At 65.0% G+C, this 20,466-nt stretch carries 20 protein-coding genes; 8 read left to right on the forward strand and 12 right to left on the reverse strand.

The genetic code is table 11. The annotated features are described in order from the left end of the window. Nucleotides 1-80 precede the first annotated feature (80 nt). From IPM18_11355 to IPM18_11365, 3 genes are all read left to right on the forward strand, one after another. Complete coding sequence (locus IPM18_11355; GenBank protein ID MBK9120181.1) at nt 81-971, forward strand: N-acetylmuramoyl-L-alanine amidase; 891 nt, start codon at nt 81-83, stop codon at nt 969-971. A gap of 39 nt (nt 972-1,010) precedes the next feature. Then, nucleotides 1,011-2,387, forward strand: coding sequence for a M28 family peptidase (locus IPM18_11360; GenBank protein MBK9120182.1), 1,377 nt, complete (start codon nt 1,011-1,013; stop codon nt 2,385-2,387). A 69-nt stretch (nt 2,388-2,456) separates the two neighbouring features. Beyond that, entirely contained in the window at nt 2,457-3,560 is a 1,104-nt protein-coding gene (locus IPM18_11365; protein MBK9120183.1) for an aminopeptidase, read from the forward strand. Here IPM18_11365 and IPM18_11370 read toward each other — a convergent pair. Further along, the gene (locus IPM18_11370; protein ID MBK9120184.1) at nt 3,536-3,910 is read right to left on the reverse strand and encodes a hypothetical protein; all 375 of its coding nucleotides are present in this window, start codon (nt 3,908-3,910) and stop codon (nt 3,536-3,538) included. The two genes, IPM18_11365 and IPM18_11370, sit on opposite strands and share 25 nt — an antisense overlap. A 171-nt stretch (nt 3,911-4,081) precedes the next feature. Here IPM18_11370 and IPM18_11375 point away from each other — a divergent pair, with 171 nt between their 5' ends. After that, nucleotides 4,082-5,296: a metallophosphoesterase gene (locus IPM18_11375; protein MBK9120185.1), complete on the forward strand. Its 1,215-nt coding sequence runs from the start codon at nt 4,082-4,084 to the stop codon at nt 5,294-5,296. Beyond that, complete coding sequence (locus IPM18_11380) at nt 5,286-8,330, forward strand: AAA family ATPase (protein MBK9120186.1); 3,045 nt, start codon at nt 5,286-5,288, stop codon at nt 8,328-8,330. Before IPM18_11375 ends, IPM18_11380 begins: the two co-directional genes overlap by 11 nt. A gap of 8 nt (nt 8,331-8,338) precedes the next feature. Here IPM18_11380 and IPM18_11385 read toward each other — a convergent pair whose 3' ends face one another. Beyond that, nucleotides 8,339-9,742, reverse strand: coding sequence for a protein kinase (locus tag IPM18_11385; GenBank protein ID MBK9120187.1), 1,404 nt, complete (start codon nt 9,740-9,742; stop codon nt 8,339-8,341). Nucleotides 9,743-9,788: 46 nt separating this feature from the next. After that, a complete protein-coding gene (locus tag IPM18_11390; GenBank protein MBK9120188.1) occupies nt 9,789-10,376 on the reverse strand; it encodes a sigma-70 family RNA polymerase sigma factor in 588 nt (195 codons plus the stop codon). A gap of 246 nt (nt 10,377-10,622) precedes the next feature. Between IPM18_11390 and IPM18_11395 the strand changes: the two genes are divergently transcribed. Beyond that, nucleotides 10,623-12,254 carry a hypothetical protein gene (locus IPM18_11395; GenBank protein MBK9120189.1) on the forward strand — a complete coding sequence of 544 codons (1,632 nt, stop codon included), beginning with the start codon at nt 10,623-10,625 and terminating at the stop codon, nt 12,252-12,254. Between the two features lie 51 nt (nt 12,255-12,305). Here the strand turns inward: IPM18_11395 and IPM18_11400 are convergent, their stop codons facing one another. The 9 genes from IPM18_11400 to IPM18_11440 form a co-directional block, all read right to left on the reverse strand. Next, a complete protein-coding gene (locus tag IPM18_11400) occupies nt 12,306-13,334 on the reverse strand; it encodes an iron ABC transporter permease (protein ID MBK9120190.1) in 1,029 nt (342 codons plus the stop codon). Nucleotides 13,335-13,338: 4 nt separating this feature from the next. Beyond that, nucleotides 13,339-14,031 (reverse strand): hypothetical protein, encoded by a 693-nt coding sequence (locus IPM18_11405; GenBank protein ID MBK9120191.1) that lies wholly within the window; start codon nt 14,029-14,031, stop codon nt 13,339-13,341. Further along, on the reverse strand, nt 14,031-14,645 hold the full coding sequence (locus IPM18_11410) for a hypothetical protein (GenBank protein ID MBK9120192.1): 615 nt from the start codon (nt 14,643-14,645) through the stop codon (nt 14,031-14,033). The genes IPM18_11405 and IPM18_11410 overlap by 1 nt, the downstream gene beginning before the upstream one ends. Before the next feature lie 213 nt (nt 14,646-14,858). Then, a complete protein-coding gene (locus IPM18_11415) occupies nt 14,859-15,059 on the reverse strand; it encodes a Flp family type IVb pilin (GenBank protein MBK9120193.1) in 201 nt (66 codons plus the stop codon). Between the two features lie 476 nt (nt 15,060-15,535). Further along, nucleotides 15,536-16,606, reverse strand: coding sequence for a DUF4349 domain-containing protein (locus IPM18_11420; protein ID MBK9120194.1), 1,071 nt, complete (start codon nt 16,604-16,606; stop codon nt 15,536-15,538). Further along, nucleotides 16,606-17,163, reverse strand: coding sequence for an RNA polymerase sigma factor (locus tag IPM18_11425; protein MBK9120195.1), 558 nt, complete (start codon nt 17,161-17,163; stop codon nt 16,606-16,608). The genes IPM18_11420 and IPM18_11425 overlap by 1 nt, the downstream gene beginning before the upstream one ends. A gap of 100 nt (nt 17,164-17,263) precedes the next feature. Then, entirely contained in the window at nt 17,264-17,608 is a 345-nt protein-coding gene (locus IPM18_11430) for a hypothetical protein (GenBank protein MBK9120196.1), read from the reverse strand. An 18-nt stretch (nt 17,609-17,626) separates the two neighbouring features. Then, nucleotides 17,627-17,920 carry a hypothetical protein gene (locus tag IPM18_11435; protein MBK9120197.1) on the reverse strand — a complete coding sequence of 98 codons (294 nt, stop codon included), beginning with the start codon at nt 17,918-17,920 and terminating at the stop codon, nt 17,627-17,629. Between the two features lie 56 nt (nt 17,921-17,976). Beyond that, nucleotides 17,977-18,213, reverse strand: coding sequence for a hypothetical protein (locus IPM18_11440; GenBank protein ID MBK9120198.1), 237 nt, complete (start codon nt 18,211-18,213; stop codon nt 17,977-17,979). A gap of 229 nt (nt 18,214-18,442) precedes the next feature. On the opposite strand from IPM18_11440, the gene IPM18_11445 reads away from it, so the two are divergent. Both IPM18_11445 and IPM18_11450 read left to right on the forward strand, forming a co-directional pair. Further along, a complete protein-coding gene (locus tag IPM18_11445) occupies nt 18,443-19,783 on the forward strand; it encodes a GTPase (protein ID MBK9120199.1) in 1,341 nt (446 codons plus the stop codon). Between the two features lie 173 nt (nt 19,784-19,956). Further along, nucleotides 19,957-20,418, forward strand: coding sequence for a VOC family protein (locus IPM18_11450; protein ID MBK9120200.1), 462 nt, complete (start codon nt 19,957-19,959; stop codon nt 20,416-20,418). The last annotated feature ends 48 nt before the right edge of the window (nt 20,419-20,466 follow it).

The raw sequence follows: 20,466 nt of genomic DNA on the forward strand, positions 1-20,466 counted from the left end.
GATCGGGCGCACTTTACAGCGCGCCACCTGCGGATATAGTGCGTCCCTGCGGCACATGGAGGTGCCGGGAGGTAGTCGCCATGCAACGGATTGCGGCCGTCTGCGCCGGGGTGTTCTCGTTGTTGCTGCTGGGCTGCGCCACGCCCGTCCCGCAACATACGCTCGGTCCGCCGCCTCAGCCGACCTGGGAGACCCGCGCTCCGGCCACCATAACGCCGCTCGTGCCACCCTCGGCCCCGCCACCACAGGCGCACCCTCCCGGCAGCACGATTGCTACGACCATTCGGGCGGTGCCCGGTGGTATCCAGCACAGTCGTTGGCAGGCCATCGTGGTGCATCATTCCGCCGTCGCGGAGGTCTCGCCCCAGAGCATGGATAGTGCGCACCGCCAGCGCGGCTGGGACGAACTCGGTTACCACTTCGTTATCGGCAACGGGATCGGCTATCCCGATGGCCGGCTCTACATCGGCGGGCGCTGGCTCCGGCAGAAGCACGGCGCGCACTGCAAGGTTGGGCCCGGCCGGTATTTTGGTGTGCAGCGCCCGGACAATTATTTCAACGAACATGGGATCGGGATTTGCCTGATCGGGAACCTGGATCGGACACATCCCACGGCCCGGCAGATGCAGACTTTGCGCGAACTGCTGGCGGCTCTGTGCCGCGAGGGTGCGGTACCGGCGTCCGCCATTTATGGCCACGGTGAGGTAACGGGTCGCACCGCGTGTCCCGGACGTCACCTGAGCATCCCGCAGGTGCGGCAAGCCGTTGCGGCGGTGCTCGACTCCAGCGGTGCTGTCCCCCTTGCGGACCGGCACTCGGCATCATCGGCCGACGGCGCAGCACATGTACCGGCGGTTGTCGTACCGGTCTCGACTGAATATGCCATCGTGCCGCGTGCCGCGCGTCTGCGCCGTGTCCGTGGGGCCGTGCTCCCGCCCGCCCCTTCGGCGGGAAGCTGGGTCGCCGCCTAAACTCATCCCGGGTCGCGGAAGGCGCTCTCGGAGAAGCACGTGCTACAGCCAGCGGGTTCACACCGGATCGTGTCCGTACTGCTTGTCTGTATTCCTGTGCTGCTGGGCGGTTGCCACGCCACCTTGCCCACCACTAGCGAAGCGCAGCTCGAGCGCTGGATCATGGGCGAGACGCTGCTGGGATCAACCTTTGCAACCGACTTGCGCGCCCTCGCGATGACCGGTGGCCGGCTGAGTGGTACGCCCAACGGTCGTCGGGGCGAGGAATACGTCGCCGCCCGTGCGCGGGGCTATGGTCTGGAGCGCGTCTGGTATGAGCCCTTCGAACTGGACTGCTGGACTTCCGGCGCAACCACCGTCACGCTGCTCGACGCGGAACCGCGCGTATTGCCGGGGGCTCTTGCCCTCGGACGCACCATCACCACGCCGCCGGGGGGCATCGAGGCGGAAGTAGTCGCGGCGGGCGGCGGTACGGCCGAGGATTTCGCGGCCGCTGCAGAGGCGCTGCCCGGGCGTTTCGTACTCGTTCGCGACGGCGGTCCCTCCCGTAGCGCAAAGACACGCTTGGCTCTGCAGTACGGCGCGGCGGGGCTCCTGATCATGCGACCGGAAGGCCGTGTGCCCATCATCGGCAACGCCCATGACATGGCGCGGCCGGAGCCCGTCGTGAATGTCGCACACGATTCCGACCTCCTGGCGCGACTGGCGGCCGGCGAGCGTCCGCGGATACGGATCGAGCTGACAGCCGAGAATTGGCGCGGCACGGCGCGCAACGTGGTCGCAGAGATTCCTGGGAACGGTCCACAGGCGGAGGAGATCGTCATCCTCTGCGCTCATCTTGATAGCTGGCATCTCGCCGAGGGCGCGCTCGACAACGGTGCGGGTTCAGCGGTCGTGCTCGAAGCAGCACGCGTGCTGGCCGCCGCCGACTGGCGCCCGCAACGCACCGTTCGCTTCCTCTGGTTCATGGGCGAGGAACTGGGGCTGCTCGGCAGTACGGCCTACGTGGCGGCGCATTCCGAGGAATTGCCGCGCATCGTGGCGGTGATCAACACCGACATGCCGGGTGCGCCGCAGTACTTCGGCCAGTTCACTTGTCCGGAAATTGAGCCGGTGCTTGCGGACCTCATCGCCGACCTGCCTGGCCTCGCAATTCGCCCCGAGATCCGGGCATGGTCGGGGGCCTGGAGCGATCATGCCCCATTCGTGGAGCGCGGAGTGTGCGCCTTGTCACTCGGCGGCGACCAGGGGCCGGGCGCCATGTACTACCACACAGCCGCCGATACTTTCGAAACAGTGGATGTACAGCGCACCGTGCCCACCGCGGGAGTGCTTGCCCTGCTGGTGCGGCGCCTGGCCGATCTCCCGGAACGGCCAACAGGGCACCGGGCGACAGGCACCGAGAGCACGGAATAGCCCACGGGACAGATGGGGGTGCTTACGATGGTACACGATGCGCGTGCGGCATCCCGCGAGGAGCAGACGGTGGCAAGAAAATGGATACGGGTGGCGGCCTGGAGCCGTGCGTTGTCCTTCGGGGTGATGTGGTGCTGCCTGGCGGGTTGTGATGGCGTGGAGTATGTACTGCATGTGGCCGACGGCCACTTCGGGGCACAGGGGGCAGCCGAACCGATTGTGGATGTCCTCGCAGCGGGACGGTTGTCAGAGAAGGATGCCGAGCAATTGCGCCTGGCCGTGCGTGCCCGTACGTTCGCGGTCGAGCAGATGGGTCTGAGCGCCGGCGCGTCGTACACCACCTTCTTTGATACCTCCGGTGCGCCCCTGGCATGGAACCTGTCTGCGGCGCGCCAGGACGCCCTGGTTCCGTATACATGGGCATTCCCCATCGTCGGCACGGTTCCTTATCTCGCGTTCTACGACGATGGCTACCTGCGGCGCATCGAGCATCAGATGCAGGCGCAGGGCTATGACACGTACACTTACGAACTGGACGCTTACAGCACGCTCGGCCTGTTCGATGACCCGGTACGGTCGCCGATGCTGCGCCGTGGCACGCTCTCGCTCACGGAAACGATCATCCACGAATTGCTGCACAACACCATCTGGCGCGCGAACGACACCACCTTTAACGAGTCGCTCGCCACGTTTGTGGGACGCCAGGGTGCGATCGAGTTTCTCGCGGTCGAATTCGGCGAGGCGTCCGGCTGGCCGGATGTGGCGCGGCAGTTCTACGCCGACTCCGACGCCATCAACGGCCTGCTCGTCGATCTATACAATGCCCTTGCCGTGCATTATGCACAACCCCTTTCGCGCGCGGAGAAGATCGCAGGACGCGAGGCAATCTACGCTGCCGCACGCGAGCAGTTCATTCAGCACGTGCAACCGGCCCTGCATTTTCCCGATTCGTTTGCCTTTTATGCCGCATTACCTGCCAACAACGCCTGGCTGCTGGGCAACCAGCGCTACAACTATGACCTGACCGTGTTTGCCGAGGTATATGCGGCTGTCGGGCAAAACTGGGCCGCCGCACTGGACGTGTATCGTACGGCCGCGCTGGCCGCGGGCGATCCGTTTGAGCACCTGCGGCAATGGCTCGCGGATTCTCAGGCCGGCAACCCGGGCTCCTGATACGTGACGCAGCCCAGCGACCCATCCACGGGCATCATTGCGATCGTGCGGCTGTCCACGTGCCGGAGCACCTCGGGCATGTCATCGAAAAGCACATCGATCTCAAACTGCTTGCACAACGCACCTTTCCACCGATAGTAGCCGTGCTCGTGGATCAACCGCGCTGTGGCGACGTGCAGCTCGTCATACGGAATGCCCCATTCCGCCAGTTCGCTGCGCGTTTCGTCCACATCCGTGCGAAATGACATGATGTAGACACGATGACCCGCGGCGCGCAGCGCAGCCGCCAGGAAGCCGAAGAATTCAGGGGCACGGGTGATGGTCCCATCGATGTCGATTGCAATACGCATGCCGGTTCATTCTCCCATGTCCGGGCCGCGGCTCAACATGCGGTCCGTGCCCACCAGTATAAACTGGCGCGCGTGGTGCGCGTTGCCACGATGTAGCAGGCGCGTCCGGTTGCGCTGCGGTGCTCCCGGACCGGCGTTTAGAATGACAGACCCGAAAATGAGGAGAGTGCCTTGGCTGTGCGATTCGTCCAGATTTCGGATCTGCATCTTGGCCGCAACTGGGGAGCCGGGCGCCTGCCAGCCGACTTGCAAGCGGCGCTCGCGGCAGCGGCACTGGGGGCCCTGCACAACGCCTGTGACCTGGTGGCAGAAGTCGACGCGGCCGCGCTGCTGATCGCCGGTGACCTCTTCGATCGACCGGAAGTCGAGGAAGAGCTGCTTGTTGCCGTCCAGCAGGCGCTGGCGCACGTCGCCCGGCCGGTGCTGGTTGTACCGGGGAACCACGACGCCCTCGGACCAACCAGCGTCTGGAACGCGGCACTGCTGGGTGAACTCGATCTGCCACCATGGCCGGCCAACGTGCACATCTTCACGAGTCGTGCATTCACACCCGTGTCCGTTGCCGACGGGGCGGCGCAGGTCTTCGGCCACTGCGTGGCGGGCTACGATAGTGCGACCGACTCTCCGCTGGCCGCTCTGCAATTACCAGCGCGGCCGCCGCTGCGTATCCTGTTGTTCCATGGGGCGCTGCTGGCACGTGCGGAGCAGCGCTCCACGCTGCCGTTCACGCTGCCGCAGTTGAAGGATCTCGATGCCGATTATGCGGCCGTCGGGCATTACCACCGGGGCCGCGCGCTCGAGGTGCCTGGGCGAATACTCGGCGCGTATGCGGGCACACCCGTTCCCGGTGACGTGGGTGAGGATCCCCACGGTGGAGTGCTGGTCGCGGAGGTCGCGGAGGGCCGTGTCGCGTTGCATTGGCATCTTCCCCATCCCGGGCGCTTCGTACGCCTTGACGTCGTGCCGAACGAACCGATCGACTCGCCGGAACAGGCCCTGGCAGCGGTGCGCACGGCGGCCGCGCATGCCGCGCTCGGCCCGGAGGACATCGTTTTCGTGCGAATGGGGGGAGCAAGCACCATACCGCTCGACACGACAGCTCTCACCAGCGCACTTGCGGCTGACTTTCGCTTCGTTGAAATGATTGACGAGTCGGAGCCGTTGCAGGTCCGGCCGGGGGGGCGCGACACGATCGAACGGCGTTTCTTGGAACAGCTTGAAGCTCGACTGCAGCAGACCGACCAAGCCGCGGAGCAGGAGCTCCTGCGAGCGGCGCGACACTACGGGCTACTGGCACTGCGCGGCCGCGATGTGCGTCCGTTCGCGGCGCAGCGCTCCGCAGAGGAGTCTGAGCACCACAGGGGGTACGTTGACGATGCGCATTGAGTCTCTTGAGATCAGTGGGTTCGGCACGCTCGACCGGGTGCAAATGGCGCTGCCGACGGATCGGCTGGCAGTGCTGGTGGCGCGCAACGAAACAGGGAAATCGACACTGCTTGCGGCGCTCGAAGCGGCGCTTTACGGCTGGCCGGAGGCCCAGCGTGCAGAGGGGCGTGAACTTCGCCAGCGTTTCCGACCCTGGCGTGGCGGCGCGTCGCAGGTGGCGCTTACGCTACACACCGGCAGTGCACGCCTGCGGATCGTCTTCGATAATCTTGACTCGGCCGGTACCCGTATCGAACGCACCACGGTCTACCGCGACGGGCAAGACGTTACGGATGAACTGCGCAGCCGTGCAGGTTCGCCTGGCGAGTGGCTACTCGGCCTCTCGCGCGACGACTTCGCCCGGGTCGCATTGGTGCGGCAGGGGGATGTCGCGGCCGTGGCCTTGAACCGCGCCACGCTCGTGCAGCAGCTTGAGGCCGTCGCCACGTCGGCGGTCGCTGGCGCATCGGCAGCCGGGGCGGTACAACGTCTACGGCAAGCCATCGAGGAATACCGAGACCGGGCCGGCCTGCTGCACTGGTCTGACGGCGTGCTTCGCAACGCGAAGCAGTGGCCACGCGTGGAACGGAGCTTGCAGGCGGCGTCCGATGTACGGCGGCAGGAGCAGGACGACCTCGAGGTCGAGCGTGTGCGCCTGGCGGCGGATCTGGTCGAGCTTGGTGCGCAGGAAGAGGAAGACGACGCCTGGCGCGCCGTCCGGGTGGCGGCGGAACGCCTGGCGCAAGCGGCCGCCGAACGCACGGTGTCCGCCCAGCTCGCCGAAGATGACCGGCGCCGGGCCGAGCTCGCCCAGCAGCGCAGCCAGGCCGCCACCTACGCGGACGTCGCGAACTATGACGCTGCCGCCGTGACGGAGATTCATCGTCTGTTCGAACGGGAGGCGCAACAGCGGCGCGAGCTGGCGCTGGCCGCGGAGGAGTTGCGCGACGCCGAACGACACCTGGCGGAGTGCGAAGCGCAACGCGCCGCCGTACAGGCCGTGCGTCCACTGGTCCCGCTGCTGGCTGACCTGCGCCGCGCACTGACGCTCTTGGAAGAAGATGAACTGGCGTGGCGCGAGAATGCGGATCGCCGGGCCGCCACGGAGGCAGCCCTCGAACGGAACGGGCTGGCACGGGCGACCCTTGCGGCGTTGCACGCGGTTCTGCAGGCCGAGACGCTGCCCGCCGGTGGTGGCGAGGATGCGTCGATCGTGGAGGTGTGGTTGCGCGGCACCGCGGGTGAACGGGCGGCGCAGCGCATGGCGAGTCTCGACGCTGACCTGCAACGGGTGCAGCGCGCGCACATCCGCGGTGTACGTCGTGCCCTGGTCGTCGCGGTGAGCGGAACACTTGGCGCGGCCGTGCTTGCGGCAGCACTCGCGTGGCATGGCAACGTTGCGGGTGCGCTGTCTGCGGGGGGGCTCGTGGCGCTGCTGGTCGTGTGCGTCACCGGAGCGTTGTGGTGGCGAACCGCGCGTTGTACGAAGGGGAACTTATCCACCTTGCAACGGGAGAGGAACAGCGCGGCTCAGCAAGCCGAGACTTACGCGGCCGAACGCGCCCAGATCCGACGCGAATTGCTGCCGTTGCTACGGGCCTGTGGTGATTCCGACGCGGTGTCCGAGGGGGTCTGGACAGAGGATGTCGAGACCCTGCGGCGCCTCGCCGCATGGCGCACGGCCGCGCTCGCGGAGCACGCGGCCGCCCGGCGGCTGGCGGAGCGTCAACGACCGTGGGAGTCATGGCTGGAACAGATCGGCGCCGCGCCGGCCGAAGGCACAGTGAGCGGTCGTATGGCGCGACATGAGGTGGCGCGCATCGAACAGGCCGCCTTGCTTGACGAGTCTCTGGCCGGCGCCACGCGCGCGACGGCGGCCCAACGGGCACGCAGCAGGCAGCGCCGCGATGATGTACGCACGGTACAGTTGGCCGTAATCGCACGTTTGGCCGCCGTGGGCATCCCGGTGGCTGCGCCCGTGGGTCCGGACGCCTTGGTTCCGCCGGAGGAATTTGTGGTTGCGCGGCAGGCGCTTGCTGCCCGGCACGCGCGCTGGACCGAGCGGCAGAAGGTGCTCGCAGCGTGTGATGTGGCCGCGGCCCGGTTGCTGTCTGACGAGGCGCGGAACACCCTGGAAGCACAGCGGGCGCGCCTCGCTGCAACCGTTAGATTCACCGCAAGTCCTGACCCCGATGACACTCCCACGCTGCGGGCTGCGCTACAAGCGGCTCGCAACCACGCTGCGTTGAGCGCGACACTCGACCGGCTTTTGGGCAGCCAGTCGTGGCATACGGACAGTGCGGCACAACTGGCCGCCATTCCGTCCGATCGTTGGGAGGCAGTCACTCGGGAGCTGCGCGAGCAACTGGAGCAACGGGTCGTGGAACGCGCGCGACGGCGCAGCAGCGCGCGTGAGTTCCGCCAGCGCTACGCGGCCCGGATCCCTGTACTCACCGCCGAGCTCGAAACGTTCCAGGCCGAACTACTGCGCGGGCAGAGGTTCTCCCAGGCGATTGACATCACCGTAGACGTACTCACCGCTGTGCAGGCGGACAGCTATGGTCTGTGGGCCCCGGTGTTGCACACGGCCCTCGCGTCTCTGCTCGCACGCTGGCTCCCCGATTATGATCTGGCTGAAATCGGTCGCGGGCTGGAGCCGCTGCTCGTACACCGTCCGACGGGCACAACACTTGATCTGGGAACGCAACAGCGCCACCTGTCGCGCGGGGCACTCGACCGGCTGTATCTCGCGCTGCGGCTGGCCCTCGTCGAAGTGTTGGAGTCGCCGCGCGGTGCGATGCTGCCGCTCTGGTTGGATGATACGCTCGCGAATTGGGATGATGTCGCCCTGGTGGAGGGTCTGCGCCTGCTCATGGAGCGAGCGCGACGCAGAGCGACAGTACTGCTGCTGACCTGTCAGGGGTCGCGGATCGATGCGGCGCGGGCGGCACTTGGCGCGGAAGCGGGGGCATTGGAAGTAGTGCCTTTCGAGTAGGGTCATCCTCAAGGTGCGGTCGTGCTTCCCGGGGTCTGGACCGGCGTGTGTGTCTCCGGTTTCTGTCTCTCCACCCCAAGGAAGCCCGCCGCCCCGAGTTCGGCGCGCAGCGCTTCCTCGAATGAAATTCCCCCGCTTCCCGCCGCCCCTTGCAGTGTCTGCCTCACGATTTCCAGCCAGTGGGCCTGCCGGGTGAGTTGCCCCTCCGCCTCCTGTAGAGCTGCCCGCAGCGCAGCGATCTGCTCCGCATCATGGGCCCGGGCCTGCCGGCCGCTCAGCCACAACGCGAAGATCAAGCCGATGGTCGTGGTGGCAAGCATCAGCACGAGCACCGCCGCCCAGGCCGCTGCCCGATAGCGCCGCAGATTTTTGCGCAGCGTGTAAAGCAGACTATCACGCTTTGCGTCGATGGGCTCGCCCGCGAGGTAATGGCGAATATCGCGCCCCAACTCTCCGGCCGTCTGGTAGCGCCGTTCGGGTTCCTTGGCCAGGCATTTCAACACGATCGTGTCGAGTTCGTCGTTCAGGTCCCGCCGGAACGTGCTTGGGCGGTGCGGCGGCGTCTGCTGGATATGATCCAACACGGTGCGCAGTGGGCCCATGATGGGGTAGGGGAACCTCCCGGTGAGCAACTGGAAGAGGAGCACCCCGAGCGAATACACATCCGACCGTACATCGGCCAGTTGTGGATCTCCGGCAATGGCTTCCGGGCTGGCCCAGGGCAACGACCCCATAAACTCGCCGGTGCGGCTACGCAAGCCGGAGGCGTCCGGCGGTGCTTCGCCCGCCACCTTGGCCAGGCCGAAATCCAGTACGTGCGGCTCGCCGTCCGCATCTACCCGGACATTGCTCGGTTTCAGGTCGCGGTGGATGATGCCGCGCTGGTGCGCATAGTGCACGGCCGCGCACACTTTTGCGAAGAGTGCGAGCGCATCCGGCAGCGGCAGCAGGGGGGCGAAGTGCTCGTCAATCGGCGCGGGGACGGCCGCCGTTTCACTGTTGGGGTCGAGGAGGCCATCGGTTGCCCACGCGCCGCTGCCGACCAGCTTATCGAGCCCGATGCCGTCGACGAATTCCATCACATAGTATGGATGGCCGGTCGGTGTCACACCGCTGTCGTACAACCGTACGACATTGGGATGGTCGAGTGCGGCGATCAGTTCGATTTCACGCTCAAACCGCCGCCGTTGGACGGGTGCCGCCCAGGCCCCATGCTGCAGAATCTTGATCGCGACGTTGCGCCGGGTGGACTGCTGAATCGCGTTGAAAACCACCCCCTGACCACCGCGTGAGATCTCGCGTAATTCCGTGTAGCCCGGTATCACCGGGACGGAGGGCAGCTCTCGGTTCCCCGCACGCAGGGCCGCGAGCAATCCTTCCTGATCCTCGTACCAGACTGTTTCCTTGGGCATGGTATTGCGCGCCGGGCGCCTGGGCGGGTCCCGCTAACGGCCGGGATCAGCCCTCTTCGCGGGCCTGGTCCGCGATCAATTCGGATAGTCGCTTGAGGATTCGGGACTTGGCCCGGTAAACCTGATCCACACTGATCTGCAGCGCTTCCGCGGTCTCCCGCGCATCGCCACCTTCGATCGCATAGCGCTGAAACGCTTGGCGGTCGAGCGTATTGAACTCGACCGCGATGGTCCGCATGGCCTGGCGCAGGTGGTAATCGCGCCACTCTACTTCCCAGGCCTGCTCCGTGGCCTGATCGCTGCACGCGGCCTTCGACGCCTCCTCAATGTGCTCGAGATTGACCTCGCCGCGTTGGCGCGCCAGCCGCTTGCAAATCGCGCGGACCGTCACCGTCATCAGGTACGAACGGAACTTACCCTTGGATGGATCGTACTGGAAGCCGGGCAGCCGCCGGGTCAGCGACATCAGCACTTCCTGCAAGATGTCATCACAGTCCGCGGGTTGCAGCCCCTTGCGTCGCACAAATCCGGTCACGAGCTGGGCGTAGCGGTCATGGAACTCCTGCCATGCCGCCGGATCGTCACCCGCACTCACGCGCCGGAGCAAGTCGGTATGGGTGGTTTGTCCAAACACGCCCAAAGTATAGCGAATAGCCCGGGTTGCGCGTCCAGCCCGGCGGTACGAATCTGTGCCTTTGACAGGGATTTCGCCCGCAGAACACCCCCTCCCGGCGCAGCGCAAGCGCCTCAGGCAACCCCAACACGCCCATCCTCGGCTATCATGGTCCCCGATGTGGGCAATCCAGCCCGCATCGCGCGGGCCCACGCGACCGTCACGCTCGCCACGGTCCCCGCAACTCAATCCGGAAGGAGATTGACGATGCGTTTGCGATGGGCGGCTTTGCTGCTGGCAGTGGGCACGGGGAGTTGGACATGGGCAGCCGACGAGATCATCCCAATCGGCAAGGATAAGCTCTGGAACGCCCCCCGGCCCGACAAGGCCGACCTATCGGTGCAGTACATCTCTCGCACACCTCGTTTCCCGGGCTTGCAGCCGAAGTACGTCAATATCAACGACCCCGTCCTGGGAGTCGGCGAAACGGGCCCGGTCCAGATCCTCAACGACGGTGCCCAGCGCTGGCCGCGGGCCGGCCAGACCGTGCGCTTCACGGCCGTCCTGCGGAATGCGGGCACGCAACCGATCGCGCGGTTCGACTGGCACTGGCTTTTCGACGGGAAGGACATCGCGTCCGGCTGGCACGAGCAGCCGCTCGCACCCAATGAAACCGTCGAGTTCATGCTGGAGCGGCCTTGGGAGGACGGTCGCCACTTCATCGCCTTCGAAGTCGATCGCCATCGGCTGCTTGACGAGATCACCCGCGAAAACAATTGGGTCATCGACCGGACCGACGCCCTGTCGTACGCATTCTTCGTCGAGGAGAGTGTGCATGCGGCCTTCAAACAATACCGCAACGGCCTGGGCAGCTACGACTGGGCGGATTGGGCGCAGTTTCAGGTGCGCCAGTCGAACAAGGAGTTCCGCGACACGATCTACCCTTCGACTCCGGATGGGATTGAGGAGCGTGTGCGGCTCGACCGCGTCTACATAATCCCCGATGGTTGGGGCCATACCGGTGGCATGCACACCCCCGGTGTGCATGTGCCTGTCGATCTCGACAACCCGCAGTTCTATAACGCGAACGAGCCCCCCGAGGGTCTCGCTGAGACCGAGGTGTTCAACAATGTCAACGGCGGTGTGGACGGCGTCTGGGGCTTCACCGTCGATCTCCTGAAGCCCGACGAGAACAAGGGTGGGAAAAATTTCTACGAGTTCGCCCCCCGCTGGCTGACCAGTTCGGAATGGCCCCTGCACCACGAGCTCGGTCACCAACTCGGACGAAATGACCACTACCTGATTGTCGCCGAAGGGCGCGCGAACCTGGCGATTCCTGGGCTCGGCTATCGGCCTCCGGCGGACTACCGCGACGGCATGATGTTCCACGGCAACTACTCGCACGATCGCGCGATCGGCATGAATCACGAGCGCTGGGACTCCACCTACCGCTTCTACTGTGAACATAGTGCGCGGTCACTCAATCGAGACAAGGGCGTCCGACGCGGCCTCTTTGGGGAGTATCTCTTCGACGTGCCCCGAACCAACATGTTCACCTTCGTCGGTGCCGATCGCCGCCCCGTCGCCGAAGCCGAAATTGAGCTGTTCGTCGGTAAGGGCCGGGGCTACACCGGCGGCGGATTCAACGCGGAGCCGAATTACCGCGGCCGCACGGATGCCCGTGGCGTGTACACCCTCAATCGCAGCCCCTGGCCGCACGTCTTCATCTGGGGAAACAATGGCGTGCTGATGTTTCGCGTCACGCCGTCCGAGGGTGCGGCCCAGGTCGGCTTCCTTGATATCAGTCACTTCAACCTGGCGTACTGGCGCGGGCACGAAGAACGCGCTGAGCACGTTGTGCGCTTGGAGACGATTCCCGGTGCTGCGGCAGGGGAGTAGCACCGCACACCGTTCGGGTGTACCCCCTCGGCCGGGGTCGGCGGTGCGGACTCAGTTCCGCGCCGCCGTGTGTACTACGTCCCGCGTCGCCAGCAGGTAGAAGAAAAACGCCGCACCGAGCACGTTCGTCACAACACCGACGGGCAGGTCCGCCTGCGGCAGCAGCCGCGCCAGCCCGTCACACAGGGAAAGGAAAGCCGCTCCCAACAGGGCACCCCCCAAAAGCAGGGGCAGTGTCCGCACCCCGAACAATGCCCGGGAGATATGCGGGATCATCAGGCCCACAAACCCGATCGGGCCGCAGTTCGCCACAATGACGGCCGTCAGTGTCCCCACCAGCACGTAACTACCCCACATCACCCGGCCAACTGAGACGCCGCGGGTGGCCGCCACATCATCCGACAATGCCAGCAGATCCAGCGCCCGGTGTTTCCACGCCACGAAGACCAGCGTCGGCACGAGCACCAGCAGGATCTCGAAAATGGCCTGCGGCCGCTGCCGTCCCAGGGCACCCATCATCCAGAAGACCGTGTCGAGTGTGACCGCTCGGTCGGAGAAGAAGAAGATGAGCAGCACGCCGGCGGCGCACAGGTACGCGACACACACACCGGCGAGCAACAGGCGGTCGGTATCGCGTCCGGCCCGAACGCGGCTCAATCCGTAAACCAGGGCCATGGCTCCGGCTGCGCCCAGGAAAGCGCATAGCACGAGCGTGGGAATGCCCGCAAAGTTGCCCCGCACCCCATCGGGAAGGAACAGGAACCCGCACGCGGCCGCCAGCGAGGCACCGCTCGCCAGGCCGAGCGTGTAGGGCTCCGCCAAGGGATTCCGGAACAGCGCCTGCAGCACGACACCGCCGATCGCAAGGCCGGCACCGGCGACGGCACCAAGCAACGTCCGCGGCACACGAATGTGCCAGAACACCTGAGTGGGGGCCTCACCTGTGAACCAAGGGCGGACAGAGACTTGACGAATATCCTCCCAGCTTAGCGGGGTAGGCCCTAACAGCGTCGCGGCAACTACAACTGTGGCAGCACCGGACGCGAGCAGCGCGAAGCGCGCCAGGGAGCGCGGCGGCATGACGTTACATTTCCCGCGGGGGCATTTCTTCCCGATCGAAATCGTAGAACGGCAGCGCCGCCCACCAGGCGGTTGTACGGGCGAGCTTCCGTAGTTCCGAGTCCAGTACGCTTGAACTGGTGGCTTCGATATGGTGGCGCCCCACTCGCAGCTCGTGGCCCCGGCGTTTCTCCATGGGTGGCCAGACCCGAGGATCGCTGCTCGGCTTCAGCGGGCTGATGACGGTCAGGTGCATTTGAACCTGCGGTTGCAGCAGCGGTGAACCGGGTGATTCGTACAGCACAAGCTGGTCGATGAACACGTACAGCACTTCGTCGGCCTTCAGGGCGCGCCCGACTTCCTGTACACCCCATTGGCGGAAGTCCGGATGCTCACGGCGCAACTTGGTGATTTCCTCCTGCGCAATCACCGTGGCGCGCAGATTCGCACGTTCCTTCAGGTACTTGACCAGTTGCTCATGAAACGCGTTCACGAACACCGCATTTTCATCCTGCGGCCGGCCGGATTCGATGAGGATGGCGAGTCGCCCCGTGGTGAGCCGGTGCTCGGCCGGTGTGATCTGGGGCGGTTGGGCGAAGAACAGCAGCGCGCCAACAAACTTGCAGCCGAACAACGGCACACAGAGCATGGCGAGGAGGGACAGGAACAGCCGGCAGGGGGGCCGGGTGGCCGGCGTGTTGCATACGGACACGAGCATCAGCGCTCCTCGATTGTCCGGTCATAAAACAGACCGGCGACATCCAGCCCAAACGTTTCCATGGTGGCTGCGCGGATTTCCCGGTCGGTGGTACCCCACGCACCGGGACCGTCGGGCGGATGAATCGTACGTACTTCCTTGCGGAATGCCGGCTGTGCCCGGAGGTACGCCACGTTGTAGACGCGCAGGGCCGCGGTAATGTGCCCGCGGTACATATAGGGGCTCTCCGGTTCGCGCGTCGTGTACTCGGTAAGTTGCACCTCGATCAGGCGATCAACCCCGAGGTCTTGTCCAACCCGGGCCGGGTCCCGGCTGGCCCAATCGGTATTCTGCCGCTGGTATTGGGCGACCTCTTCCGGATCGATAACCGTGATGCCACGCACGTTGGCCTGCAAAGCAGTCCGGACGTGATCTGCGATTTCCCATTGCACATGGGGGTAGACCGCCAGCGTCTCCTGCTCGGTGTGTACGACGACCGCGACTTTCTTGTTGTATAAGTAGGGATACTCAGCCGGTACGTCCTTCACGATCGGGGGCAGGATCAGCGCGAACATGCGGCAACCAGTCAGGAAGATCAGCACGCACAACACGATCGAGCTTAGCAGGCGCTTCATGCGAACTCCTGAGGGTGGCGTCCGTTCCTTTCTGTCGGCAGGCCATGGCCACACCGACCGAAAGTGACGCCGGGAAGGATAGCAGGATCAGTGTTGATTGGGTAGCAGGGGAGGGTGCACGAAGGTGCAGCGTATGCGTGCTGGGGCTATAAAAACGAAGGTCCCGCGGCGCGCTCGGGCCACAGGGGTCCGGGCGGCCGGGGACCGGCGGCGTCAAGGTTGGTTGGCGTCGTCGAACACTTGCTGCACAGCGCCGAACATCGATTGAAGCCGGGCCGTCAGTTGTGTGATCGCTGCGATCGCACCAACCACAATCAGTGCAAGCATCACCGCGTACTCGGTCGCGGTTGGACCATCCTCCTCATGGCACAGGCGTAAGAGCCCGCGTAACCAGGCGGGCTTGGTGTTTGACATCGCTTCTCTCCCACCGGAACCTCACTGTTCCTGACCGGCGGTGCTATCTTCTCTCGCAACTTCAAGCATTCGATATCTTTGCGCCCAGCGGCAACCGCGCACGGTTTGAAATTTGGTGCCTGCACACACAAGTGGAATAAAACAGGGAGTCCTACAGCGACCGCATGGTGATCGGGTTGCTTCCGTGGCAGGCAACTTTTTTCCGGCCGTGACTATCATTCCAGCGTTCGACCGCACCTGCGAACGCCAAGCGGTACGCAGTGCGCTCTCGAGACGTCCGGATGATCGCCGACCGGGAGCTGTTGCCTGGCCAGCAGGTACTGGCGGCACCTTGGACGGAGCCGTGCCAGAACGGATGAGGGGGGCTCAGGCGTGCCAGCGGGAATGATCATCCGAGACACACAACGTCCTATAACATGTATTATGTTTACTATTATACCATGGCCCGGTTACGGGAAGACCTCTCAATGTTCGCGCTACGACGGCTCTCGTTCCACCCGTGTCCCACCTCGGCGGCGGCGACAGACAACCACCGCCACCAAGCTGGCCAACACAACCCACCAGATCAGCCCGCCCACCGCCACTTGTACAACGACGGCCACGCTGTCGACCAGCCAGTACAACCCCGTTCGCCACGCATCTGCGAGCCGGGACGCCAATCGCTCGCCCAGCTTCCATGTCACCGGCGCCGGAGTCTCCGGGCGGACGATGACGTGGACCTTGGCCAACCGAACTTCGTTGGTCAGCCGGGACTGCTGCGCATCCAGGCGCTCGATCTGCTCACGAACGCGGTCGATCTCGGCCTGAACCCTGAGAACATCGGTCAACGGCGAGTTCGGTCGAACGTCGAGCAGCTCGATGAGCTCCGCCTCAACGCGGCGCGAGTTTCGGATGCGGGCATCGAGATCTACGACCTGGTCCGTCACATCGAGGCCTTCAATCCGCTCATCGACCACACTCCCCAGTTCACGCAGCGTATTCAGGACTTCCGGCAGTCGCTCTGCTCGAACCCGCAACGTGAGGTTGGCGCTCGCACTCGTTCCGGAACCGAGGAGGTGGGAGTTCTCCGTGTACTCCCCGAGAACCTCCCTCAGCAGCATCCCAACCTGCAAGAACGTCGCACGTACGTCGTCGGCCGCCAGCGTGACCGTGGCCGTCTGGATGACCTGCCGACCCGTAGTCTCCCCCGCAGCGTGCAGGCCTCCGGCGATCGGGATGGGCGGTGATGTGGACGCGGTTGTTTCGACCCTGTTGGCCAGCGCAGCAGCAAGTGCCTGCGGTCCGTGTGAGGGTCGCAGTGTCCGTGCCCGCGACAACGTCGGGCTTGTGATCGAAAGAAGCAGCAGCACCGCGGCAACGCCGACGCTGCCCACGAGCGCCATACGCAGCCAAGCCCGCCGCCTTGCCGGCGCCGGCGTCGCCAGTCCGCTCGCAGATTGCGCGCCAGTCTGCGCTGCAAGCACCCGCTCCCATGTGTTGGGTACGGGAGCCGTCCAATCGGTGAGCCGCGCGAGTTCGCGCGCCAAATGCTGTTCTGAGTAGCTCATCAAGATTGCACCTCCGCAGCCAATAGGGCCCGGAGCCGTCCGAGCGCAGCATGCAGCCGCGACTTGAGCGTACCGAGAGGAATCTCGAGGATGACCGCCGCCTCGGAGTGAGTCAGGTCCGCGTGGTAGCACAACAGCACGACGTCGCGTTGCTCAGCCGTGAGTGCCGCCACCGCACTCCACACCGTGGTCGCCTGCTCAGTCGCAAGCAAGCAGCCATCGACCGGCCGCGCCCCACTCTCTGCAGTCGTGGGTGCAATTTCCTCCGGCGCGCTGAGTTTTTGCAGGCCGCGCAGGTTGTAGCATTGGTTGACCGCAATGCGGTAAATCCACGTCTTGAAGCTGCTATCGCCTGCAAAGCCAGGCGCGAACCGGATGACCCGCACCCAGGTCTCCTGGACTGCGTCGCACGCCAGTGCTGCATCGCCCAGCAAGCCCTTTGCCAGCCCCAGGAGCCGGCGCTCGTAGCGCTGCGCCAATGCTCCGAGCGAGAACCGGTCGCCGTTGACAAATCGCCGGAGCAGCGCTTCGTCCGAAAGAGTTTCATGTGCTGACATGGTTGTGCATCCGGGAGATTGGACCGCCCTGCCCGCGCTTTGGTTCGCGCAGCGCGGAAAAAAACCGGAATGCATGCGACCGGTCGACCCCCCCCCACTCCTAGTTCCTGCGCCGTGGGGCTTCGTCCCGCACCGGCGGCTTCGGCAGATCGGCGAGCGGATAGAGGTTCGGCGGTACGATCATCTCCATATTCCGCCGGTTGAAGTCGAACTCGTACACGATCATGCGTCGCGCCGCGCCATCGATCACGACCAGCACTTCCTTGGTCGTCGAAACCTGCATCGTCAGCATGATGTAGTCGCCGGCGCGGTCGTGCTGGAACGCCGCCCGGGCGGGCTGCGGCCCCACCATCAGCAGGCCCACGAACAGCACGCACGCCGTCACACTGAGCACGCCGATCGCGAAGGTTCGGTGGTCGATGGTCTGTGAGTGTGAGCTTGTCATGACTGCTCCATTCCGCGCTTACGGCAAGTTGTGGCGGAAGTCCCGCTCGAGACTGCGATAGCCGGCGTATTGCAGATTCGCGCGCCCCCGCTCGAAGTAGAACACATGCAGCGTGCGCTCCCGTGTGTCAATCATGTAGAGCACATCGAAGTTGGCCTGCACCTGTCCGGTGACCACCATGTAGTTGCCGGCCAGGCCGGTGGCCGCCCCCTGCGCGTGCGCCGTGCGGGGCGGAGCGCCGAAAATCACCAGTGCGGTCACCAGGAACAGGTTCACGCAGACGAGCAGTGACAACAGTGTGTTGCGCTTCATCGGGCACTCCTGGGCCGGTGCGCAGACCACCGCCCCCACCCTGCCGCGTCACACCGTCAATCAAGGTGCGTGCGGTGCGGATTCTTGAACGCAATCGCGAGCACACCCGCGATGATCAGTGTGCCGGCCAGCCACTGGATGTACTGGCTCTGGGTGGGGAGAAAGGTCACGTTCGGCTCGCGGAACTTCGGCTTCTCATCACTCTGCGCGTAAACCGGTGTTGCGAAAGCGCTTAACGCTGTCAGCAAACACAGGGCTGCACGCAATACCCACCTTGGTTCGGCGTGTTTCATAAGGGGACGCTCCCGGCGTACCAATCTGGTCGCGGGCGAATCGTAACACCCCCCTACTGCCCCAGCAAGGCCACTAACCCTCCTCAAAAATTGAATAATGCACTAATTTATGCTATGTTTCTGGTACGAGTCGTAGGAGGTTCGGCCAAGAGCTTCCCGACGCGCTTGCCGATCGTTTCGGCCGGCCGCCAGTGCCGGCAATCATCTCACAAACCCCGGAGGCACATCGATGGCCACACCGGTGCAACGCGTCATCATTCTCGGGGCGGCGGGGCGGGACTTCCACGACTTCAACGTGTACTGGCGCCAACGTCCGGATGTCGCGGTGGTCGCCTTCACCGCCGCGCAGATTCCCGACATTGACGGGCGTGTGTATCCGGCAGCGTTGGCGGGCCCGCGTTACCCGCAGGGTATCCCCATCCATGCGGAAGAGGAACTCTCTGCGCTGATACGTCGTTATGACGCGGACCTTGTTGCGCTGGCGTACTCAGACCTCCCCTACGAGGCGGTCATGCAAAAGGTCGCGCTCATCAAGGCCGCCGGCGCTGCGTTCACGATCCTCGGCCATCGCCAGACGACGCTGCGCAGCGTGCGCCCGGTGATTGCCGTGTGCGCCGCACGCACCGGCTGCGGCAAAAGTCAGACGACGCGCGCCGTAACCCGTATCCTGACCGCGGCGGGCTGTCGCGTGGCCGTTGTGCGTCACCCGATGCCGTACGGCGATCTCGCGGCTCAGGCGTGCCAGCGTTTCGCCGACTTTGCCGACCTCGACCGGCACCAATGCACGATCGAAGAACGCGAGGAGTATGAACCGCATCTCGCCGCGGGCACGGTAGTTTTTGCCGGTGTTGATTATGCGCGGATCCTCGCTGCGGCCGAGGCCGAGGCGGATGTCATTCTCTGGGACGGTGGCAATAATGACACCGCGTTCTACGACGCGGATCTGTACATTACCGTGCTCGATCCACTGCGGCCCGGTCACGAACGGAGGTACTACCCAGGCGAAACGAACCTATACCTCGCCGACGTGCTGGTATTGAACAAGCTCGACAGTGCGAGCCCTGCCGACGTCACCATCGTGCGCGCCAACATCACCGCCTGCAATCCGCGGGCCACCGTGATCGACGCCCGCTCGCCTGTACAACTCGACCATCCGGAAATCGTGCGGGGCGCCCGCGTGCTGGTTGTGGAGGACGGACCCACCCTGACGCACGGCGAGATGCAGATCGGCGCCGGCTACGTCGCTGCCCAACGGGCCGGTGCGCGTGAGATCGTCGACCCGCGGCCGTATGCGATCGGCAGTCTGCGTTCGACTTTCGAGCGTTATCCGCACGTGCAGAAGGTGCTGCCCGCCATGGGCTACGGCACAGACCAGATCCGCGACCTTGCCGCAACGATCGCGGCTGTGCCCTGCGATGCGGTCGTAATCGGCACGCCCATCGACCTGGGACGGCTGATGCGCATTGCGCAACCGGTGACGCGGGCTACGTATGAACTGGAGGAGTGCCGGGCGGGACAGTTGCAGGAGGCCGTGGAGCAGGTGCTCGCAACGACACTGCGCTCGGGATAGTCTTATACGACGTCATTGGGAGGCGCTCTGCCGACATCTTTTTACAGGGCCCGGCTTCGCGGACTCTCGGGGCCACGGTATCCTTGACCGTGGCCGAAGGAAATCCACCCCCTTTTTGCTGAAGCAGCGCGTCGCGCACGCGGCCGGCGTCGCGCGCCCACGAGGAGCCCAACATGACCGTCAAGCCCATCCCCGAAGGCACACACACCCTGACTCCACATCTGATCGTAAACGGCGCCGACCAGGCGATCGCGTTCTACAAGTCCGCACTCGGCGCTGAGGAAGTCATGCGCATCGCCGCGCCGGACGGCAAGGTCATGCATGCTGAACTGAAGATTGGCGACTCGCTGCTGTACCTGTGCGACGAGTTCCCGCAGTGGGGAGCGCTCTCGCCGAAATCCATCGGCGGCACACCCGTCTCCGTGCATGTGTACTCCGCGGATGTCGACAAGCTCTTCGCGCGTGCGACCGCCGCTGGGGCGGAACCGCAGATGCCGCCTACAAACATGTTCTGGGGCGACCGCTACGCGAAGATCCAGGACCCCTTCGGACACTCCTGGGGCCTCGCCACACATGTCGAGGATGTGAGCCCGGAAGAATGTGAACGTCGCATGTTGCAGCAGTTCGCACCATAACGCGCCCCCACGGTGTGAGTCACGCTGCGCGACCCGCCCGCCCGTCGA

The organism is Phycisphaerales bacterium, from assembly GCA_016716475.1.
Lineage (GTDB): Bacteria > Planctomycetota > Phycisphaerae > UBA1845 > Fen-1342 > JADJWG01.

What these genes read in the sequence shown, in the direction of transcription:
- IPM18_11410 (MBK9120192.1), bottom strand. Translation starts at nt 14,645, where the DNA reads ATGAAGCGCCTGCTAAGCTCGATCGTGTTGTGCGTGCTGATCTTCCTG.
- IPM18_11380 (MBK9120186.1), top strand. Translation starts at nt 5,286, where the DNA reads ATGCGCATTGAGTCTCTTGAGATCAGTGGGTTCGGCACGCTCGACCGG.
- IPM18_11425 (MBK9120195.1), bottom strand. Translation starts at nt 17,163, where the DNA reads ATGTCAGCACATGAAACTCTTTCGGACGAAGCGCTGCTCCGGCGATTT.
- IPM18_11400 (MBK9120190.1), bottom strand. Translation starts at nt 13,334, where the DNA reads ATGCCGCCGCGCTCCCTGGCGCGCTTCGCGCTGCTCGCGTCCGGTGCT.
- IPM18_11435 (MBK9120197.1), bottom strand. Translation starts at nt 17,920, where the DNA reads ATGAAGCGCAACACACTGTTGTCACTGCTCGTCTGCGTGAACCTGTTC.
- IPM18_11370 (MBK9120184.1), bottom strand. Translation starts at nt 3,910, where the DNA reads ATGCGTATTGCAATCGACATCGATGGGACCATCACCCGTGCCCCTGAA.
- IPM18_11355 (MBK9120181.1), top strand. Translation starts at nt 81, where the DNA reads ATGCAACGGATTGCGGCCGTCTGCGCCGGGGTGTTCTCGTTGTTGCTG.
- IPM18_11420 (MBK9120194.1), bottom strand. Translation starts at nt 16,606, where the DNA reads ATGAGCTACTCAGAACAGCATTTGGCGCGCGAACTCGCGCGGCTCACC.
- IPM18_11385 (MBK9120187.1), bottom strand. Translation starts at nt 9,742, where the DNA reads ATGCCCAAGGAAACAGTCTGGTACGAGGATCAGGAAGGATTGCTCGCG.
- IPM18_11415 (MBK9120193.1), bottom strand. Translation starts at nt 15,059, where the DNA reads ATGTCAAACACCAAGCCCGCCTGGTTACGCGGGCTCTTACGCCTGTGC.
- IPM18_11440 (MBK9120198.1), bottom strand. Translation starts at nt 18,213, where the DNA reads ATGAAACACGCCGAACCAAGGTGGGTATTGCGTGCAGCCCTGTGTTTG.
- IPM18_11450 (MBK9120200.1), top strand. Translation starts at nt 19,957, where the DNA reads ATGACCGTCAAGCCCATCCCCGAAGGCACACACACCCTGACTCCACAT.
- IPM18_11405 (MBK9120191.1), bottom strand. Translation starts at nt 14,031, where the DNA reads ATGCTCGTGTCCGTATGCAACACGCCGGCCACCCGGCCCCCCTGCCGG.
- IPM18_11395 (MBK9120189.1), top strand. Translation starts at nt 10,623, where the DNA reads ATGCGTTTGCGATGGGCGGCTTTGCTGCTGGCAGTGGGCACGGGGAGT.
- IPM18_11445 (MBK9120199.1), top strand. Translation starts at nt 18,443, where the DNA reads ATGGCCACACCGGTGCAACGCGTCATCATTCTCGGGGCGGCGGGGCGG.
- IPM18_11430 (MBK9120196.1), bottom strand. Translation starts at nt 17,608, where the DNA reads ATGACAAGCTCACACTCACAGACCATCGACCACCGAACCTTCGCGATC.